Raw genomic sequence first — 16,260 nt, forward strand, 5'->3', positions numbered from 1 at the left:
TTAGTTTTGCAAAGATTGCAATAATATTTCAATATTGCATTTTATGATGATACTAAACTTTAGAGAATGAAGAGTTACATTGATTTAATTGAACAGACTTTTTATTGGCCACAAAAGGAGTTCGATGTAAAGGATGATGCCTTGAGGTTTCATGGTGTTCCTTTAATGGATATAATAGAAAAGTATGGCACACCTTTGAAACTAACTTACCTTCCCAAGATTAGCCAGAACATTAATCAGGCGAGGGAATATTTTAAAAATGCATTTGAGAAATATAATTACAAAGGAAATTATACCTATTGCTATTGTACCAAATCTTCACACTTTTCATTCGTCATGGAGGAGGCCTTAAAGGCAGGCGTTCATATTGAAACTTCTTCTTCATTTGATATTCCCATTGTGAGGAAGTTACATGAGAAAGGTTTGGTGTCTAAGCAGCATTTTATTGTATGCAATGGCTTTAAACGTCCATTATATAGACAATATATAAATGAATTGATCAATGATGGATTTGAAAATGTTGTTCCTGTTTTAGATGATTTGAATGAAATAGATAGTTATGAGGCGGATGCTAAAAAGCCTTATAAAGTGGGGATCAGAATTGCTTCGGATGAAGAACCAACTTTTGAATTTTATACTAGTCGTTTAGGCGTACGCTATAACGATGTAGTGAATCTATATCAAAATAAAATAGCTAAAAGTGAAAAAGCTACCTTAAAAATGCTTCATTTCTTTATCAATACAGGGATTAAGGATACAGCATATTATTGGAGTGAGTTAGGTAGATTTGTGGATAAATATTGTGAACTTAAAAAAATTGCTCCTGAATTAGATACAATTGATATTGGGGGAGGTTTTCCTATTAAAACTTCTTTAGGATTTGAATATGATTATCAATACATGGTAGACCAAATCATTGAAAATATTCAGTGGATTTGCGAGAAGAATAATGTAGATACTCCAAATATAATTACTGAATTTGGTAGTTATACAGTAGGGGAGAGTGGTGCAACTATCTATTCCATCTTGGATCAAAAGTTACAAAATGATAAGGAGCTATGGTACATGATTGATGGTTCTTTCATTACTCACTTACCAGATGTTTGGGGATTGAATCAAAAGTTTATCCTAATGGCCATTAATAATTGGAGTGAACCATTTCATAAAGTGAAAATGGGAGGTTTAACTTGCGACTCAATGGATTATTATAATTCAGAAGCACATTCATTTGAAGTGTTTTTACCAAAAGTAGAAAGGAATGAAAAGCAGTATATAGGATTTTTTCATACTGGTGCATATCAGGAATCATTAGGAGGATATGGAGGAATTCAACATTGTTTAATTCCAGCACCAAAGCATGTTTTGATTGATAAAGATGATCAAGGAAATATTTCTACAAGATTATTTGCTGAGGAGCAAACGAGTGAAAGTATGTTGAATATTTTAGGTTACTAGAATTTAAAAATTATTTATTTTTCAAAGGATAAAGGTAGTGTAAAAGAAAATATACTACCTTCATTTTCTTTTGAATCGATATTCAACTCAGAATTATGAATAGTTAGGAATTCTCTAATTAGTTTTAATCCTAGACCAGTTCCTCTTTCATTGCGAGTTCCTTTAGTTGATACTTTCTTTTTCTTAATGAAAATTCGTTCAATAATTTCTGGACTCATTCCAACTCCAGTATCTTTCACCTTGATCTCAATTCTATGCTCTTGTGTTTTTTGAGCTTCAATTCTAATTGTGCCATCTTCAGTAAACTTTACAGCATTGTTGATTAAATTTCTCATAATAAATTTAATCATAGAGGCATCACCTGATATTATTAAATCAAAGTCAATATCAAACTCCATTTTGATATTTTTCTGATTCATATCGGATTCAAATAGGCTTGAAATTTCTATGATTAGATCAAATAAGTTAAATGAGGTGATATGAACATCATTTATATTGCTGGACCATTCTAAAAGGTTCTCTACCAATACTCCCAGATTGTTCAAATTCTCTTTGACAACAGGAAATAATTCTTGTAAATCATTAAGATCATTGATATTCACATAATCTGAATTCATATAGGATCTAAGACTACTGATTGGGCCTTTAATGTCATGAGAAATTATACTGGTAATCTGATTATTTAAGTTATTTAGATTTTCTAAATCGTGATTCTTCTTTTCAAGCTCATGCTTCTTATCTCTTAATTCAATTAGCTTAGTGGCTTGAGTACTCAGGGTTTTTAAGGCAGCAATTTGAGTTTCGTTGAGCTTTTTTGGTTTTGAATCAATAACACATAATGTACCTAAATTAAATCCCTTTTCCGATTTGATTGGCATTCCAGCGTAAAACCTAATATTCGGATCATCAGTTACTAAGGGGTTGTCATAAAACCTTTTATCCGCTACTGCATTCTCAACTATAAAAATATCATCATAATTAATTGCATGACCACAAAATGAAATATCCCGGTCTGTTGATTCAACTTTTAAGCCTTTCTTTGCTTTGAACCATTGTCGGTTCTCATCAATTAAAGTAATTAAAGAGATAGGGACATCACAAATTGCAGAAGCCAAATCTACAAGATCATCAAAATCTTTTTCTTTTTCAGAATCTAGAATTTGTAACCGTTTAAGATCGGCCAGCCTATCTTTTTCATTATGTGGTATTTTTGGCTTCTGCATAAAATTATTTCTGCAATTCAATAAATTAGAATGAATTGCAATCCTGATTGTTCACAATTTACGATAATTGTGATACTTCAGATTCCCGGTTTATCTTTTTTACTAATCCTTGAAGCACTTTGCCCGGACCACTTTCTGTAAAGCTGGTAGCACCATCTTGAATCATTTGCTGAACTGATTGCGTCCATCTTACTGGAGCTGTCAACTGTGAAATTAAATTATTTTTAATATCTTCAACTTCAATTGATCCCTGAGCATTTACATTTTGATAAACAGGACATTTTGGTTTGTTAAATTGCGTTTCTTCAATTGCTTTAGCTAATTCTTCTCTAGCAGGCTCCATTAATGGAGAATGGAATGCGCCCCCTACAGGTAATGGCATTGCTCTTTTAGCGCCAGCCTCTTTCATTTTTTCACAAGCAATTTCAATTCCTTTGTTAGAACCTGAAATAACGAGTTGTCCAGGGCAATTATAGTTTGCAGGAACTACTACTTCTTCTGTTATTTCACTACAAACTTTTTCAACCACTTCATCTTCTAAGCCTAAAACAGCAGCCATTGTTGAAGGATTTATCTCACATGCTTTTTGCATGGCTAAAGCTCTTTTGTAAACAAGCTTTAATCCATCTTCAAATGATAAGGTGCCATTAGCAACAAGGGCAGAAAATTCTCCTAAAGAATGACCTGCTACCATATCAGGTTTAAAATCTGGATGAATTATGGCATTGATTACAGAATGTAAAAAAACAGCGGGTTGAGTTACTTTAGTTTCTTTTAACTCTTCGGCTGTGCCTTCAAACATTATTTTTGTGATCTCAAAGCCTAATATTTCATTTGCTTGATCAAATAATTTTTTTGCTTCTGCATTATTATCATAAAGTTCTTTTCCCATTCCAGGATATTGAGCGCCTTGGCCCGGAAATACATAAGCTTTCATATCGATTTTTTTTGTTTCTTGAATATGATGGCAAGTTATAAAATCTATATAAAACTATGGGTTAATCCATTTCTAAAAATCTATTTTTAAGCTCAGGAGTTGGTAGCCTGCATACATCTCTTTTCCCAAACCATTTATAACGGTTTTTTGCAATTATGTCATAAATAAAATCTCTTAGAAAGGGAGGTAGAATAATAAAAACATAGAATAATTTCCAAAACCCACCCAATTGAGAGGCAATTTTTAGAGCTGCAGTACTTTTTTGATAAAAATTACCATTTACTTGTAAAATAATGCTGTCGGTATTTTTTATTAATTCAACAGGAAGGTTTTTTTCAGCGTGTTTAGATTGCAGAGGAGCAAATTTAAATATGGCTTTAGAATCTCTGTCAATGATGTAATTTACTGCGCCATTACATAAATTACAAATACCATCGAAATATATGATAGGATTAGAATTTTTCAAGCTATCTGATAATTTGAACAAATCCTTTATACCTTTTTTCTCTATTCTCTGGTCTTAACATATCAAAGGTTACAATAGCCTCATAGAAATAGGTAGCTGAAGGCAACTCTTCTCCTCCAAAATTAGTACCGTCCCAATTAATATATAAACCATTTTCCCCTCCGCTTTTGTAACTGTAAACTAGTTTTCCGTATCTATTGTAAACATTAAATTCAATATCCTCTAAGAATCTAGGGCATTTATTTAGAGGAATATTACCAGCCTCAAATTCTCTTTGGAAGAAAGGAGTGAAGGTATCATTCTTTCCATCATTATTTGGTGTGAAAATATTAGGGAACGCAATGTTAGGACAGTTTTCTTTACAGAAAACTTCTGAAAAACTACTTCTATTTTCTGACTGATCAACCGCTCTGATCATGTAACATCCTGCAAATTCAGGTAAATTATCATGGATGTAGAAAGTGTCTCTGGTAGTTCCTATTAATTCAAATTCAGTATCGAGTTCTTCCTGGAAGAAAATCTCATAATAGCTAATATCACTGTCACAACTATCGGCTAGATTAGCATTCCAATAAAGTTCATTTTGGAATTGATTGAATTCACAATCTTTATCGGCCAAGAAATCAAGACATTTTTCAGGAGAATCTAATTCGAAAGCAATTTCAAATGGGGGACATGGATCTATTTGATCATCTGGCCTTGCACAGATTATTTGAGAATCATTCAATAAAGGTTCAAAGATTTCATCATTTCCATACCCGCCCGCTGTGGTAACATAATAGCAATACTCTTCAGAGTTAATAAGAGTTTCCCCATTAAACTGACCGCTATCTAAATAATGGAATCCATTTAAAGTAACATCAACTGAATCGATAAGCACTAAGCTGCTGGCGTTCGATCCTGCTTTATTTCTGTATATATAATGATAAGGGTGATCTTGATTAGTATTTGACCACGGAACATTTGCCTCCCAGTTTAGCTCAATTGATTCAAATAAACCTACTGATGATAGTCTTACAGAAGAAGCGTTAGCAGAAACCTCTATCAAATTATCTTCATTTATCTCATCATTTACTAAATAAAGCTCAACTTGATATTCATACTGTATCGATAAAGTATTTAATCCTGTATCAATAAATGTTGTGTCATCCTCAATTACTCCCACAGCTTCAAATCCTCCGCCATTGCTTCTTAATATTTGGTATTTGTACGGAGCTGGGTAAACATCTGTGTCTATATCTAAAGGTGGAAGCCAGCTAAGGGTTATCTCTCCATTTACATCACTGGTTTGATCTACGCTAACATTGGTAACTACTGGACCAGTAGCCTCAATTTTTTGACAAACTTCTTCTGAAGCATAACTTACGCCTCCTTTTGGTAATTGGAAAACAGCAACTAATCTGTAGCAATAAGTAGCGCCAAAATCTAAACCTTGACCAGCATTATCATCAAGGAAAGAAGTTTGATCTACCGGAACAGCTCCAATTAATTCATAACCTCCGTTTTCAGGAATTCCAATCTCACAATTTTCAGGAGTAAAATCAAAACTATCAACTCTTCTGTAAACTTGAATTACTTCTGCATCGCCACAATTATACTCATCCCATGATACTTCAATTGAACGTTGAGGTTTACTTTCAGCTATCACATTTTTAGGTGCTGGCGGCACTACGGTAATACTCCAAGTCTCAAAGCTTGTTAAACGAATACCTGGTCCATTATCTGTAGCTTTAAATCTAACTAAATATGGGTTCTGCCGGATGTGAGAGCAGTCAGTTTGCCATGAGAATTTTGATGTGGTAGGGGATTCGAAAAATGCATTTGTATTAGGAGTAAGGGCTGCGGGAGGATTTAAAACAAAAGGACCACCAAAGCCTTCAATTCTTACTAAAGATTCGAGGTTTGGATCAGTAGCAATAATATCCGCTTCTAAAAGTGTTCCTGCTTCTATACAAGTGTCCATTGGAATTTCTAATTCTGGCGGATCATTATCGGTTTCATCTACAATGATTTGCATGTCTCGAGTAACACTTCCTAAAAGAATCCATTCACCTTCTATATTCCTCCATTCCTCTGCTATAAAAGCTATATTGTATTCTCCTTTCAAACCTGGAGCATCCCATATGAGATCACCCAAGATTTCATCTAAGGTTAAGGTTGCAGGCCCAGTTTGTTGACTGTTTTGCCCGCCAGCTGCCACTTCTGGTGATCGATAATTACCCACGTTTACATCTTCTCTACTTTGTGGAATCACCATTTTAAATGCAATACTATCCCCATTTACATCAAAAGCTCCAGGATTATGGTAGAACAAAGCGCCAACTGCTGCCTTATCTACAGGAGGGATTAAGAAAACGGGTGTATCATTGCATCCGAAAAATGTGTCTATTCTGATCAGGGTTTCTACATAAAAAGCAGTTTGTCCTGACTGACTCATATTTATAATGCCATTATTTCTATAATCTTCGACATAAGAAACTACATAATTTCCATCCGACCTGTAAGTATATTCAAATTTAAATTCAACTAATTCAACTTCATCATCAATAATCTCTTTTCGACTGTAGCCGTCAGGATTTAAGATTATGGATTCTCCATTTCCATATTTAAATTCTCCATTTCCAAATAAAATGTCTGATCCTGTATCACGATAGGCGGTAAGTGTAAATTCATAAGTTCTACTATTACAACCAATTCTTTTGGCAGTAATTTCTCCAGCCCTGATATGGGTGGCTAGAGCCTCACCTAAAAAGCTTAGGGTTAAAATAGAAAATATGAGTATTTTTTTCACAATATGCTTACTTAGCGAAATTACAAAACGTTAATTTATAAAAATATGTTCTTAAAACATCAATTCTTTTTGAATTCCTAAATAATATTACTTTCTAAAATCATGCCATTATTTAGAATTGTTTAAAATAGAAAACACAATTGTTTTCTAATTGTTCCAAATGTAACTTTGAAACAAATATTTTATTATAAACCCATAACTAATACAATATATGAGTTGGCTTTCTGAAACGTTAACGAGTACAATTGGTAGGAAACTTGTAATGTCGCTTACCGGTTTGTTTTTAATCATTTTTTTAGTTGTCCATTTAGCAGGAAATTTTCAATTGTTAGCTGATGATGGTGGATTGGCATTCAATGCTTATGCAAAGTTCATGACTTCTAATCCCATAATTAAAACAACTTCCTATGGATTATATGCATTCATATTAATCCATATTGCAATGTCTATCGCATTGGCTATGAAAAACAAAGCGGCTAGACCAGTTGGATATGCAGAAGTAAAAGGGTCTGCAAACAGTTCTTTTTCTTCTAGAAACATGGGGATTCTCGGTTTCATCATTTTTGTTTTCTTAGTGATTCACTTAAGAAACTTTTGGTATGAAATGCACTGGGGATCTATCCCAATGGATGAAGCTGGAAACAAAGACCTATATAAAGTTGTTAGTGCTGCATTCAGTGAATGGTGGTATGTTGCGATTTATGTTGTGTGTATGATAGGACTTGCATTCCATTTATCTCATGGTTTCTCAAGTGCTTTCCAAACACTAGGATTAAATCATAGCAAATACACTCCATTTATTAAGAAATTAGGTGTTGTATATGCAGTCTTAATACCGGCTGCTTTTGCAATAATTCCAATAATCATGTTTTTGAATAGTTAAGGATAATTACTGTACTATGAATTTAGAGTCAAAAATACCTGAAGGTCCATTAGCAGAGAAATGGACGAATCATAAATTTAATGTGAAGCTGGTTAACCCAGCGAACAAGCGTAAATACGATGTAATCGTTGTAGGTACTGGTTTGGCTGGTGCTTCTGCAGCAGCTTCTTTAGCAGAATTAGGTTATAATGTAAAGTCTTTCTGTTTTCAGGATAGCCCCAGAAGAGCCCACTCTATTGCCGCTCAAGGGGGTATAAATGCCGCTAAAAACTATCAAAATGACGGTGATAGTGTTTTCCGTCTATTCTATGATACTATCAAAGGGGGTGATTACCGTTCAAGAGAGGCTAATGTTTACAGATTAGCTGAAGTAAGTGTTAATATCATTGACCAATGTGTGGCGCAAGGGGTTCCTTTTGCAAGAGAATATGGTGGTTTATTAGCAAACAGATCATTTGGTGGTGCTCAAGTATCACGTACTTTCTACGCTAGAGGTCAAACTGGGCAGCAGTTATTATTAGGTGCTTACAGTGCTTTAAGCCGTCAAATTGCCAACGGTAAAGTTGAGCTTTTCCCAAGAACAGAAATGCTTGATTTAGTGATGGTAGATGGAAAAGCAAGAGGTATTGTAACCAGAAATTTAGTTACAGGTAAAATTGAATCTCATTCAGCTCACGCAGTTGTTTTAGCTACAGGTGGATACGGAAACGTTTTCTATCTATCTACTAATGCGATGGGATCGAATGTGACAGCAGCTTGGAGAGCTCACAAAAAAGGAGCTTTAATGGCTAACCCATGTTACACTCAAATCCACCCGACTTGTATTCCAGTAAGTGGAGATCATCAATCTAAATTGACCTTAATGTCAGAGTCATTAAGAAATGATGGTAGAGTATGGGTGCCGGCTACGAAAGAGTTAGCACAAAAAATTAGAAAAAAAGAAATTCATCCAAATGATCTTTCTGAAGACGAAAGAGATTATTATTTGGAAAGAAAATACCCAGCATTCGGTAACCTTGTGCCTCGTGATGTGGCTTCAAGAAATGCTAAATATGTTTGTGATGAAGGTAGAGGGGTAAATGAAACAGGTAAAGCCGTTTACCTAGATTTCAGAGATGCTATTAAGCGTGATGGTGAGGATGTGATTGCTGGTAAATATGGTAACCTGTTTGATATGTATAAGCAAATCACAGGAAGTAATCCATATAAAGAGCCAATGACAATATTCCCTGCAGTACACTACACTATGGGTGGACTTTGGGTAGATTACAATTTGAAAACTAATATTGATGGTTTATATGCGACTGGTGAATCTAACTTCTCTGATCACGGAGCAAACAGATTAGGTGCTAGTGCATTAATGCAAGGTTTAGCAGATGGTTATTTTGTAATACCTTACACTATCGGTAACTATCTAGCAGGCGAGAAATACGAGAAAGTAGGCACTGATCACGAAGCTTTCAAAGAAGCAGAAAAAGCTGTGAAAGATAATATTGATAAGCTATTATCTATCAAAGGTTCAAAATCAGTAGACCAGTACCACAAAGAATTAGGTAAAATTATGTGGGACTACTGCGGTATGTCTAGAACTGGTGAAGGCTTGAAAAAAGCTAAAGAAATGATCAAAGAGCTTAGAGCAGATTTCTGGAAGAATGTGAAAGTTTTAGGTTCAAATGAAGAATTCAATAGTTCTTTAGAGAAAGCATCAAGAGTTTCTGATTTCTTAGAATTAGGTGAGTTGATGATTGATGATGCATTGCATAGAGAAGAATCATGTGGAGGTCACTTCAGAGAAGAACATCAAACTCCTGAGGGAGAAGCAAAACGTAATGACGAAGACTTCGCATATGTTGCTGCTTGGGAATACACTGGTCCTGAAAAACCAGAAACCCTTCATAAAGAACAATTGATATTTGAAAATGTAAAACTGACGCAAAGGAGCTATAAATAATCCTGAGGTCATCAAAATATTTTAATTATGAAATTTAAATTAAAAATCTGGAGACAGAAGAATAATCAAGATAAAGGAGCTTTTAAAACATACGATTTAGATGGTGTATCATCCGATATGTCATTTCTAGAAATGATTGATGTTTTAAATGAGCAACTTATTGAAAAGGATGAAGACCCTGTTCATTTTGATCACGACTGTAGAGAGGGTATCTGTGGGATGTGCAGCATGTACATTAATGGTGAGCCACATGGTCCATTAAAAGGAGTTACTACTTGTCAGCTTCACATGAGAAGTTTCCAAGACGGTGAAACGATTACTATTGAGCCATGGAGAGCAAAAGCCTTCCCAGTAGTGAAAGATTTAGCAGTGGACAGAAGCGCATTTGATAGAGTAATACAAGCTGGAGGTTATGTTAGTGTTAATACTGGGGGTACTCCTGATGCTAACGAAATTCCAATTCCTAAGTCAGTTGCAGATGAGGCCTTTGATGCTGCTACTTGCATTGGATGTGGAGCTTGTGTTGCAGCATGTAAAAATGCATCAGCCATGCTATTTGTAAGTGCTAAAATTTCTCAATTATCAATGTTACCACAAGGACAGGTTGAGCGAGCAGAAAGAGCACAGAAAATGGTAGCGCAAATGGATGCTGAAGGCTTTGGAGCTTGTACAAATACAGGTGCATGCTCAGCAGAGTGTCCTAAAGGCATCGATCTTTCAAACATTGCTAGAATGAATAGAGAATTTCTTAGTGCTAAAGTAGGCTCTCAAGAATAAAACCTCATTAAAATATATTTAAAAGGGCTTTGGCCCTTTTTTTATTGGCTAATGTTTCATCTGAATTTTAGTAAAGGTATAAAAAAATAATCCTTTGATTATTATGGCAATTGGAGGTTAATATTCTTTTTTGGTAGGATGCTCGTAGTTTTTGCACAATACAAATTCAGCTTCTGAAGAATCTTTCAATGGAATTAGTTTAGATTTATATTTTTGATACTTTAAATTTAGAACGTCATCTATTTGAGCCGGTATTAAAGTTAAAATTTGGCCATTAGAATTCCATTGACCCGAGACATATCCATTTGTTTGACTACATCCATAATAACTGAACCTAAAGGTGCTGTCTTTCATTAACACCAACGATTTCCCATATAAACCGAAGCCTCCACAATAAGAGGATAGAATTTCCGCATTTTGTTTTTCATTTGTGAAAAAAAGTAAAAGACCTGAAAGTATTGCCACAAGAGTTATGATACCGAATAAACCAGTTCGTTTGTTCGGTTGAAGTTGCCTCCTGTTTATTGGAAAATATCTTTTCATTCAAAAACAATATTCAAGATTAAATTACAAATGATAGCGAAGAACAAGCCAAAATTTCATTTGTAATGTAATATAGGTTTTCTTCCTTTCATTCTGTTCCAATCAAGGATATTAATTCGTCTGAAAGTGTTCCCCTCCAATTAATGTAATTGTGGTCGCCTTTAAAATCACGATAATCTACTTTATAGCCTTTTATTTCAAGGATATCTCGAAATTGTCGGTTCACTCTGAGCATTGATGCACTTGCATCATATAATCCAATATCTAGATAGAATTTGATAGGCAATCGTTCACTCTGTTTATACAGATTGATTAGTTTCCCATTTTCTTCTGGATATATCCAATAGGAATCTGATTGCGAGAGGACATTCCCAATAACATCCGAGTGCCTAAAGGTAATATAGCTCGATGCAAAACAAAACCTCCCCAACTTGTGCCCGCTAAAACAGATTTGTCAGATTTTGGAGAAATGTTCAAAATACTGCTCAACTACTTTTTATTTTTTGTCTTTTTGTGTAGAAATGTCGCTCTTTTCTGTACAAGAATTTGTTTAAGTTATGATTAGGATTATATAGTGTTTACATAATTCTAATGTTCTATTCAGAAGCCAGTTGATATATTTTCTAATATGTATTCCCGTCTGATTTTTTGCTTAATGTTTTTTAATACTTGCTTAATTATTTTTTCGGATTCATAGCTTTCTTTATTTGAGAGCATGTTAGCCTTTACCAAAGAAAGATAGATGTGTTCGTCAGGTAATTCATTTTCGACAATTTCCAATAATTCTTTTGCCTCCTCGATCCTCTGTGCCTTACTTAAACAATAACAAAGGTTCAATTTCGTAATTGGCGAATTAGAAACCGAAATCAATAATTGGTATAGTTTTATTATTTCGTTCCAATGCTCAATGTCATTCTTACTTGCTGTTATATGTTTACTTGCAATTACAGCCTCTAAATAGTATTTATTAAGCTTTTCAGGTTTTTCCATATAGTGGAAACCTAATTTTATAAAGTCGTAATCCCAATTGGTTTTATCCTGCTCAAAGAATGAAACGATTTTGTCATTTTTAATCTTTGCCGGAATTCTTGCAAGATGGAAGCAAAATAATGCAAGAAGATTTTTTGTGCTTACTCGCTGAAACGTATCGGACAAAATTTTTTTGAAAGTGATAAAGCCTCTAAACACAAATCTTCATTGATTATTGAATTGGTTTTTTCGTTGAAAGAGTCAAAACCAATGTTGAAAACTGCATATAGAATTTCCTCTACAATTTTAATTTCTTGATCCGCTATTTGCTCAAAAGTCAAATCAAAATTTTCATCTTTTGTAGATTGTTGAAAGTCTTTTTTAGCTCTGTTTATGCTTTTGTAAATAGCATCTTGAGATAGTAAAGTACATTCGCTAATCTCTTTGATGTGCAGTCCAAAGATATTTTTTAAAACAAAAATCATTTTTACTTTTGAAGATGCCTTTTTAGACTTAGATAAAAATAGGATAGTTTTTAGCCTTAAATCTTCTTTTGGATTTTCTGTTTCTACCTTGCTTTTAAAATCAGATTGCGATTGCTGTCGGCTGTCTTTTTTTATTTGGTTCAAAACTTCATTTCGGGCAACAATAAAAAGCCAATTTTCTTTGTTGGTAGGAACTTGATTAGGTTTCCAACTTTTTAAAGATTTGTAAAATGAATTTTGAATTGCATCTTCGATTTCACTTACATAATTCGCACCGAATTGACTGAAAAGAGCCGAAAATAATTTTCCGTAAAAAGCTCTGTAACTCGATTCGACAACCGAAGAAATTTTATTCTTCATATTCCATTATCGGTCTGATTTCGGTAGTTCCACCCCATAAATGGCAAGGACAACCTTTTACCAATTCTATAATCGTTTCTAAATCTTTGGCTTGTAGTAAATAGTAGCCACCAATCATTTCTTTGGATTCCAAGAATGTCCCATCTTTAACGATACTATCCTTTCCAGAAATCTTAACACTATTTTCTTCAAGGCCCTCGCCAGAAATAAAATGACCCGATTTGCCTAACTTTTCCGCGCAAGCCATATGGGAATTTGTTAATTCTTCCATTTCCTTAGGGGAAAGTTTTTGCATTTTTTCTATGTCTTCATGAAGAAGTAATAAATATTTTTTCATTGTAAAATGTTTTAGTTCACTCTAAAGACATTTGGTATATTCAATTTTGGACATTTTTTTCTAAAAATTTAAAATTTATTCAAATGTTAAATTTTGGGATGATTATATGTTGACACAAAACGCTAAGTCGTTGAAATCATAGCATTTCATAGGATGCTATGGTTTCATTTACAAATGTTACCTATCTTTTTATTCTTTAATTAATCCTTTATTGTTTTCATTGGGTTCAATCAAGTCCCAAAGATTGCCATATAAATCCTTAAATACAGTAACAGTCCCATATTCAAATTCAGAAGGAGGTCTTATAAAATCTATTTTTCTATCTATCATATTGTTATAATCTCGCCACAGATCATCTGTGAATAGAAAAAATCCAACTCGTCCTCCAGATTGATTTCCTATACTTTCCTTTTGTCTTTGATTAGCAGCTTTAGCTAGTAATAAGCAACATTCTTTTGCTCCTGGTGGAGCGACCATCACCCATCTTTTCTTTTCATCTATTCTCGTGTCCTCAAGAAGTGTAAAATCCAACTTTTCCGTATAAAATTCAATCGCCTCATCATAATCCTCAACTACTAAAGCGATATGTGCTATTCTTTGGTACATTGTTTATTTTAATTGAGGCTAACGTTCTGTTTAAGAACAGTATTGAATTAGCGCTCTTAAATTTCATTTCACATAGCAATATACCTAATTAAGCAAAAAAACGGCTCAAGTTTATATTGAATCGCTATTGCTTTTATACCCCGTTTGGCACAATATTTTAATTCAAACTCCTAAATTCACTCGGGCTCATACCTGTTTTGGCCTTAAACAGATTGCTAAAGTGTTGCGGATACTCAAAACCCAGCGCATAGCCAATCTCGCTAATGGATTGCTTAGAATTCAGTAAGGTGTTTTTCGCACGTTCAATCAAGAAAAGATGGATGTGTTCTTGGGCTGATTTACCGGTTTCTTTTTTCAATAGATCACTTAAATAGTTTGAAGAGAAATTTAATTCATTTGCAAAATATTGTACATTGGGGATACCGACTTCATGCACCATCTCTGTTTGATAAAAGGCTTTGATAAGCCTTTCAAATTTTGAGACGATGTCTGTGTTTAAATTGGTTCTTGTATAAAATTGACGATCGTAGAATCGCGTGCAATAATCCAGTAGGAGTTCAATGTTCGATAAAATCAGGTTCTGACTGTGTTTGTCTAAATTTTGGCTATATTCTTTCACTATCTTATCTAAAAGACCTTCTATAGTAGCCAACTCTTCCTCTGACAGATGCAAGGCTTCATTCACATCATAATTGAAAAATGAATAGGTATCAATTTTATCCGATAAGGTTGATTTTCTAATTAAATCGGGATGAAAAGCTAATGTCCAACCTTCATCACTTTCTTGTGCGGACATATCACCCTCAAACCTAGTTACCTGGCCGGGAGATGTAAATACCAAGGTGCCTTCCTCATAGTCATAGGAATTTTTACCATAAAATAAATTCCCGCAGCCTAATTGTTTGAGCGTGATTTGATACAGATTATTGATGACTTTCACGCCATTAAAGTCAAGCTTTGTGTCAAAATCCTTCGTTTGAACTACTGTGACCAAAGGATGCTTGGGTGCAGGAAGCCCCATAGCTTGATGTGCCTGACTGATTGAATTGATTTGATAAGATTCCATCTTGTTTCTGTATTTAAAGAGATAGGATTGTTCCCTATCTCTTTCACTAATTTAAATAATTATAAGCCGAACTGCTGTTCTTGCATGGTAAAAAATTCTTCATCGGACATATTTGAACGAGCTGCTAACAATTGCTTTGCATCTGCCCCCGCTCTGTAGCGTAAAGTATCTTTTCCATCGGTAGCCGCAGTATAAATCACCTCAGCAATTTGCTCAGCTTTGCTCATATTGGAAGGATCCATGGAAGCCTGCATAGCTTTGGTAAATGCGCCAACAAATTCATTATACTCTGTCAGTTCTGGATTATGCTGCATGTCTAAAGAACGACCACCAAAATCAGTGGCTACACCACCCGGTTCAACCAGTTTTACCTTCACTCCAATTTGCGCCATTTCCCAGCGCAAGGATTCCGAAAATCCTTCCACCGCCCACTTTGTGGAATGATACAGAGGCATTAAGGGAAAAGTCATTTTTCCTCCGATAGAAGATATATTAATAAACATTCCTTCTTTATTGGCTCTGAAGTGGGGCAATACTTCTTGCGTAACATCAAATAGCCCCTGTACATTCACTCCAAATTGACGGATAATGCTTTCTCGTTTGGCGGATTCAAAAGTTCCCATCAAAGCGTATCCAGCATTATTGAGTACCACATCAATTTTACCAAATTTCTCTATTCCTTCTTTTAATGAACTTTTGATAGTATCAATTTCTAATACATCAAGCTTATTCACCAATACATTATCTAAGCTTTTAAGCTCAGACTCCTTCTCAGGTGTTCGCATCGTAGCGATTACGTTCCATCCTTTTTCTTGAAATAATAAGGCAGTTGCTCTTCCTATTCCTGAGCTGGCTCCTGTTATTAAAATGGTCTTGTTCATGTTTTTTATTTTTATGTGTTTAGTTTAATAAAGCGTTTAGGTAAGTCTTTACTGAGAGGTAAGAGATAGATTCTACGATCAAAAGACCTAGGAAATAGATCGATATACCGTAGGATACACCTCTCCATAAAGGTTGCTTGATCCATAAAATTAAGACCAAGAGTATGATTGTCAGGACAATGCTTAGCCCCAAGATGATTTTAGGCACACTTTTGTTCACACCTTCCATTCGCTCTACTTCCTGATTTTTGAATTCAGACGGATCTGCTTGATAGATTTCCGTTTTGGTCTTCAAAAGACTTTTTTGATTGACTACAAACCCAATACCGCTCACTAACAGTAATATGCTGATCACTAAAAAGCTATTTCTTAAACCCTGCGTGATAGGGTTAAGCTGGCTAAAATGCAGTAGGATAGCGGCTAGGAGAAGGGCTACACCAAAAATGATGATTTGCATACCTGTGGCTCTTTGGGCAGCGATATAAATTTCGAACTGCTTCATAATTTCCATGTCTTCTGTCATTTTAAAA

Annotated in this window: 18 protein-coding genes and 1 pseudogene; 4 read left to right on the forward strand and 15 right to left on the reverse strand. The window is 34.6% G+C overall.

The annotated features are described in order from the left end of the window. Nucleotides 1-66: 66 nt before the first annotated feature. Nucleotides 67-1,455 carry an arginine decarboxylase gene (locus QYS48_RS09730; protein ID WP_308355737.1) on the forward strand — a complete coding sequence of 463 codons (1,389 nt, stop codon included), beginning with the start codon at nt 67-69 and terminating at the stop codon, nt 1,453-1,455. Nucleotides 1,456-1,469: 14 nt separating this feature from the next. Here QYS48_RS09730 and QYS48_RS09735 read toward each other — a convergent pair whose 3' ends face one another. The 4 genes from QYS48_RS09735 to QYS48_RS09750 all read right to left on the reverse strand — a co-directional run bounded on the left by QYS48_RS09735 (nt 1,470) and on the right by QYS48_RS09750 (nt 6,872). Continuing rightward, nucleotides 1,470-2,678, reverse strand: a complete 1,209-nt coding sequence (locus tag QYS48_RS09735; protein ID WP_308355738.1) for a GAF domain-containing sensor histidine kinase — start codon at nt 2,676-2,678, stop codon at nt 1,470-1,472. 58 nt (nt 2,679-2,736) lie between these two features. Continuing rightward, a complete protein-coding gene (gene fabD / locus QYS48_RS09740; RefSeq protein WP_308355739.1) occupies nt 2,737-3,615 on the reverse strand; it encodes an ACP S-malonyltransferase in 879 nt (292 codons plus the stop codon). Between the two features lie 61 nt (nt 3,616-3,676). Next, nucleotides 3,677-4,081: a thiol-disulfide oxidoreductase DCC family protein gene (locus QYS48_RS09745; protein WP_308355740.1), complete on the reverse strand. Its 405-nt coding sequence runs from the start codon at nt 4,079-4,081 to the stop codon at nt 3,677-3,679. Nucleotide 4,082: 1 nt separating this feature from the next. Then, nucleotides 4,083-6,872: a gliding motility-associated C-terminal domain-containing protein gene (locus QYS48_RS09750; protein ID WP_308355741.1), complete on the reverse strand. Its 2,790-nt coding sequence runs from the start codon at nt 6,870-6,872 to the stop codon at nt 4,083-4,085. Nucleotides 6,873-7,083: 211 nt separating this feature from the next. On the opposite strand from QYS48_RS09750, the gene QYS48_RS09755 reads away from it, so the two are divergent. Genes QYS48_RS09755 through QYS48_RS09765 form a run of 3 tightly spaced genes read left to right on the forward strand, consistent with a single transcriptional unit; the run spans nt 7,084 to nt 10,483 of the window. Beyond that, nucleotides 7,084-7,755: a succinate dehydrogenase cytochrome b subunit gene (locus tag QYS48_RS09755; RefSeq protein WP_302102114.1), complete on the forward strand. Its 672-nt coding sequence runs from the start codon at nt 7,084-7,086 to the stop codon at nt 7,753-7,755. 16 nt (nt 7,756-7,771) lie between these two features. Continuing rightward, nucleotides 7,772-9,706 (forward strand): fumarate reductase/succinate dehydrogenase flavoprotein subunit, encoded by a 1,935-nt coding sequence (locus QYS48_RS09760; protein WP_308355742.1) that lies wholly within the window; start codon nt 7,772-7,774, stop codon nt 9,704-9,706. A gap of 27 nt (nt 9,707-9,733) precedes the next feature. After that, nucleotides 9,734-10,483 (forward strand): succinate dehydrogenase/fumarate reductase iron-sulfur subunit, encoded by a 750-nt coding sequence (locus tag QYS48_RS09765; protein ID WP_308355743.1) that lies wholly within the window; start codon nt 9,734-9,736, stop codon nt 10,481-10,483. Nucleotides 10,484-10,600: 117 nt separating this feature from the next. On the opposite strand, the gene QYS48_RS09770 is transcribed toward QYS48_RS09765, so the two are convergent. The 11 genes and pseudogenes from QYS48_RS09770 to QYS48_RS09815 form a co-directional block, all read right to left on the reverse strand. Beyond that, the gene (locus QYS48_RS09770; protein ID WP_302102113.1) at nt 10,601-11,026 is read right to left on the reverse strand and encodes a hypothetical protein; all 426 of its coding nucleotides are present in this window, start codon (nt 11,024-11,026) and stop codon (nt 10,601-10,603) included. An 88-nt stretch (nt 11,027-11,114) separates the two neighbouring features. After that, nucleotides 11,115-11,402, reverse strand: a complete 288-nt coding sequence (locus QYS48_RS09775; RefSeq protein WP_369592739.1) for a hypothetical protein — start codon at nt 11,400-11,402, stop codon at nt 11,115-11,117. After that, on the reverse strand, nt 11,339-11,515 hold the full coding sequence (locus tag QYS48_RS09780; protein WP_308355745.1) for a hypothetical protein: 177 nt from the start codon (nt 11,513-11,515) through the stop codon (nt 11,339-11,341). The genes QYS48_RS09775 and QYS48_RS09780 overlap by 64 nt, the downstream gene beginning before the upstream one ends. A gap of 111 nt (nt 11,516-11,626) precedes the next feature. Then, nucleotides 11,627-12,016, reverse strand: coding sequence for a hypothetical protein (locus QYS48_RS09785; protein ID WP_308355746.1), 390 nt, complete (start codon nt 12,014-12,016; stop codon nt 11,627-11,629). A 51-nt stretch (nt 12,017-12,067) separates the two neighbouring features. Continuing rightward, nucleotides 12,068-12,214, reverse strand: a pseudogene (locus tag QYS48_RS17095) (hypothetical protein); the annotation flags it as partial. Beyond that, nucleotides 12,157-12,840, reverse strand: a complete 684-nt coding sequence (locus QYS48_RS09790) for a hypothetical protein (protein WP_308355747.1) — start codon at nt 12,838-12,840, stop codon at nt 12,157-12,159. The gene QYS48_RS09790 and the pseudogene QYS48_RS17095, both read right to left, overlap by 58 nt. Then, nucleotides 12,830-13,177 (reverse strand): YciI family protein, encoded by a 348-nt coding sequence (locus QYS48_RS09795; protein ID WP_308355748.1) that lies wholly within the window; start codon nt 13,175-13,177, stop codon nt 12,830-12,832. Before QYS48_RS09795 ends, QYS48_RS09790 begins: the two co-directional genes overlap by 11 nt. 189 nt (nt 13,178-13,366) lie before the next feature. Next, nucleotides 13,367-13,783 carry a VOC family protein gene (locus QYS48_RS09800; protein ID WP_308355749.1) on the reverse strand — a complete coding sequence of 139 codons (417 nt, stop codon included), beginning with the start codon at nt 13,781-13,783 and terminating at the stop codon, nt 13,367-13,369. A gap of 157 nt (nt 13,784-13,940) precedes the next feature. Further along, nucleotides 13,941-14,849, reverse strand: a complete 909-nt coding sequence (locus QYS48_RS09805) for a helix-turn-helix domain-containing protein (protein WP_308355750.1) — start codon at nt 14,847-14,849, stop codon at nt 13,941-13,943. 59 nt (nt 14,850-14,908) lie between these two features. Further along, entirely contained in the window at nt 14,909-15,730 is an 822-nt protein-coding gene (locus tag QYS48_RS09810) for an SDR family oxidoreductase (RefSeq protein WP_308355751.1), read from the reverse strand. A gap of 19 nt (nt 15,731-15,749) precedes the next feature. Beyond that, nucleotides 15,750-16,253 (reverse strand): hypothetical protein, encoded by a 504-nt coding sequence (locus QYS48_RS09815; protein WP_308355752.1) that lies wholly within the window; start codon nt 16,251-16,253, stop codon nt 15,750-15,752. Nucleotides 16,254-16,260 lie beyond the last annotated feature (7 nt).

The organism is Marivirga arenosa (genome assembly GCF_030503895.2).
In the GTDB taxonomy this organism is placed as follows: Bacteria; Bacteroidota; Bacteroidia; order Cytophagales; family Cyclobacteriaceae; genus Marivirga; species Marivirga arenosa.

Coding starts and splice junctions, on each gene's coding strand:
- QYS48_RS09755 (WP_302102114.1), top strand. CDS start 7,084: ATGAGTTGGCTTTCTGAAACGTTAACGAGTACAATTGGTAGGAAACTT.
- QYS48_RS09795 (WP_308355748.1), bottom strand. CDS start 13,177: ATGAAAAAATATTTATTACTTCTTCATGAAGACATAGAAAAAATGCAA.
- QYS48_RS09735 (WP_308355738.1), bottom strand. CDS start 2,678: ATGCAGAAGCCAAAAATACCACATAATGAAAAAGATAGGCTGGCCGAT.
- fabD (WP_308355739.1), bottom strand. CDS start 3,615: ATGAAAGCTTATGTATTTCCGGGCCAAGGCGCTCAATATCCTGGAATG.
- QYS48_RS09810 (WP_308355751.1), bottom strand. CDS start 15,730: ATGAACAAGACCATTTTAATAACAGGAGCCAGCTCAGGAATAGGAAGA.
- QYS48_RS09790 (WP_308355747.1), bottom strand. CDS start 12,840: ATGAAGAATAAAATTTCTTCGGTTGTCGAATCGAGTTACAGAGCTTTT.
- QYS48_RS09730 (WP_308355737.1), top strand. CDS start 67: ATGAAGAGTTACATTGATTTAATTGAACAGACTTTTTATTGGCCACAA.
- QYS48_RS09800 (WP_308355749.1), bottom strand. CDS start 13,783: ATGTACCAAAGAATAGCACATATCGCTTTAGTAGTTGAGGATTATGAT.
- QYS48_RS09805 (WP_308355750.1), bottom strand. CDS start 14,849: ATGGAATCTTATCAAATCAATTCAATCAGTCAGGCACATCAAGCTATG.
- QYS48_RS09770 (WP_302102113.1), bottom strand. CDS start 11,026: ATGAAAAGATATTTTCCAATAAACAGGAGGCAACTTCAACCGAACAAA.
- QYS48_RS09760 (WP_308355742.1), top strand. CDS start 7,772: ATGAATTTAGAGTCAAAAATACCTGAAGGTCCATTAGCAGAGAAATGG.
- QYS48_RS09815 (WP_308355752.1), bottom strand. CDS start 16,253: ATGACAGAAGACATGGAAATTATGAAGCAGTTCGAAATTTATATCGCT.
- QYS48_RS09785 (WP_308355746.1), bottom strand. CDS start 12,016: ATGGAAAAACCTGAAAAGCTTAATAAATACTATTTAGAGGCTGTAATT.
- QYS48_RS09765 (WP_308355743.1), top strand. CDS start 9,734: ATGAAATTTAAATTAAAAATCTGGAGACAGAAGAATAATCAAGATAAA.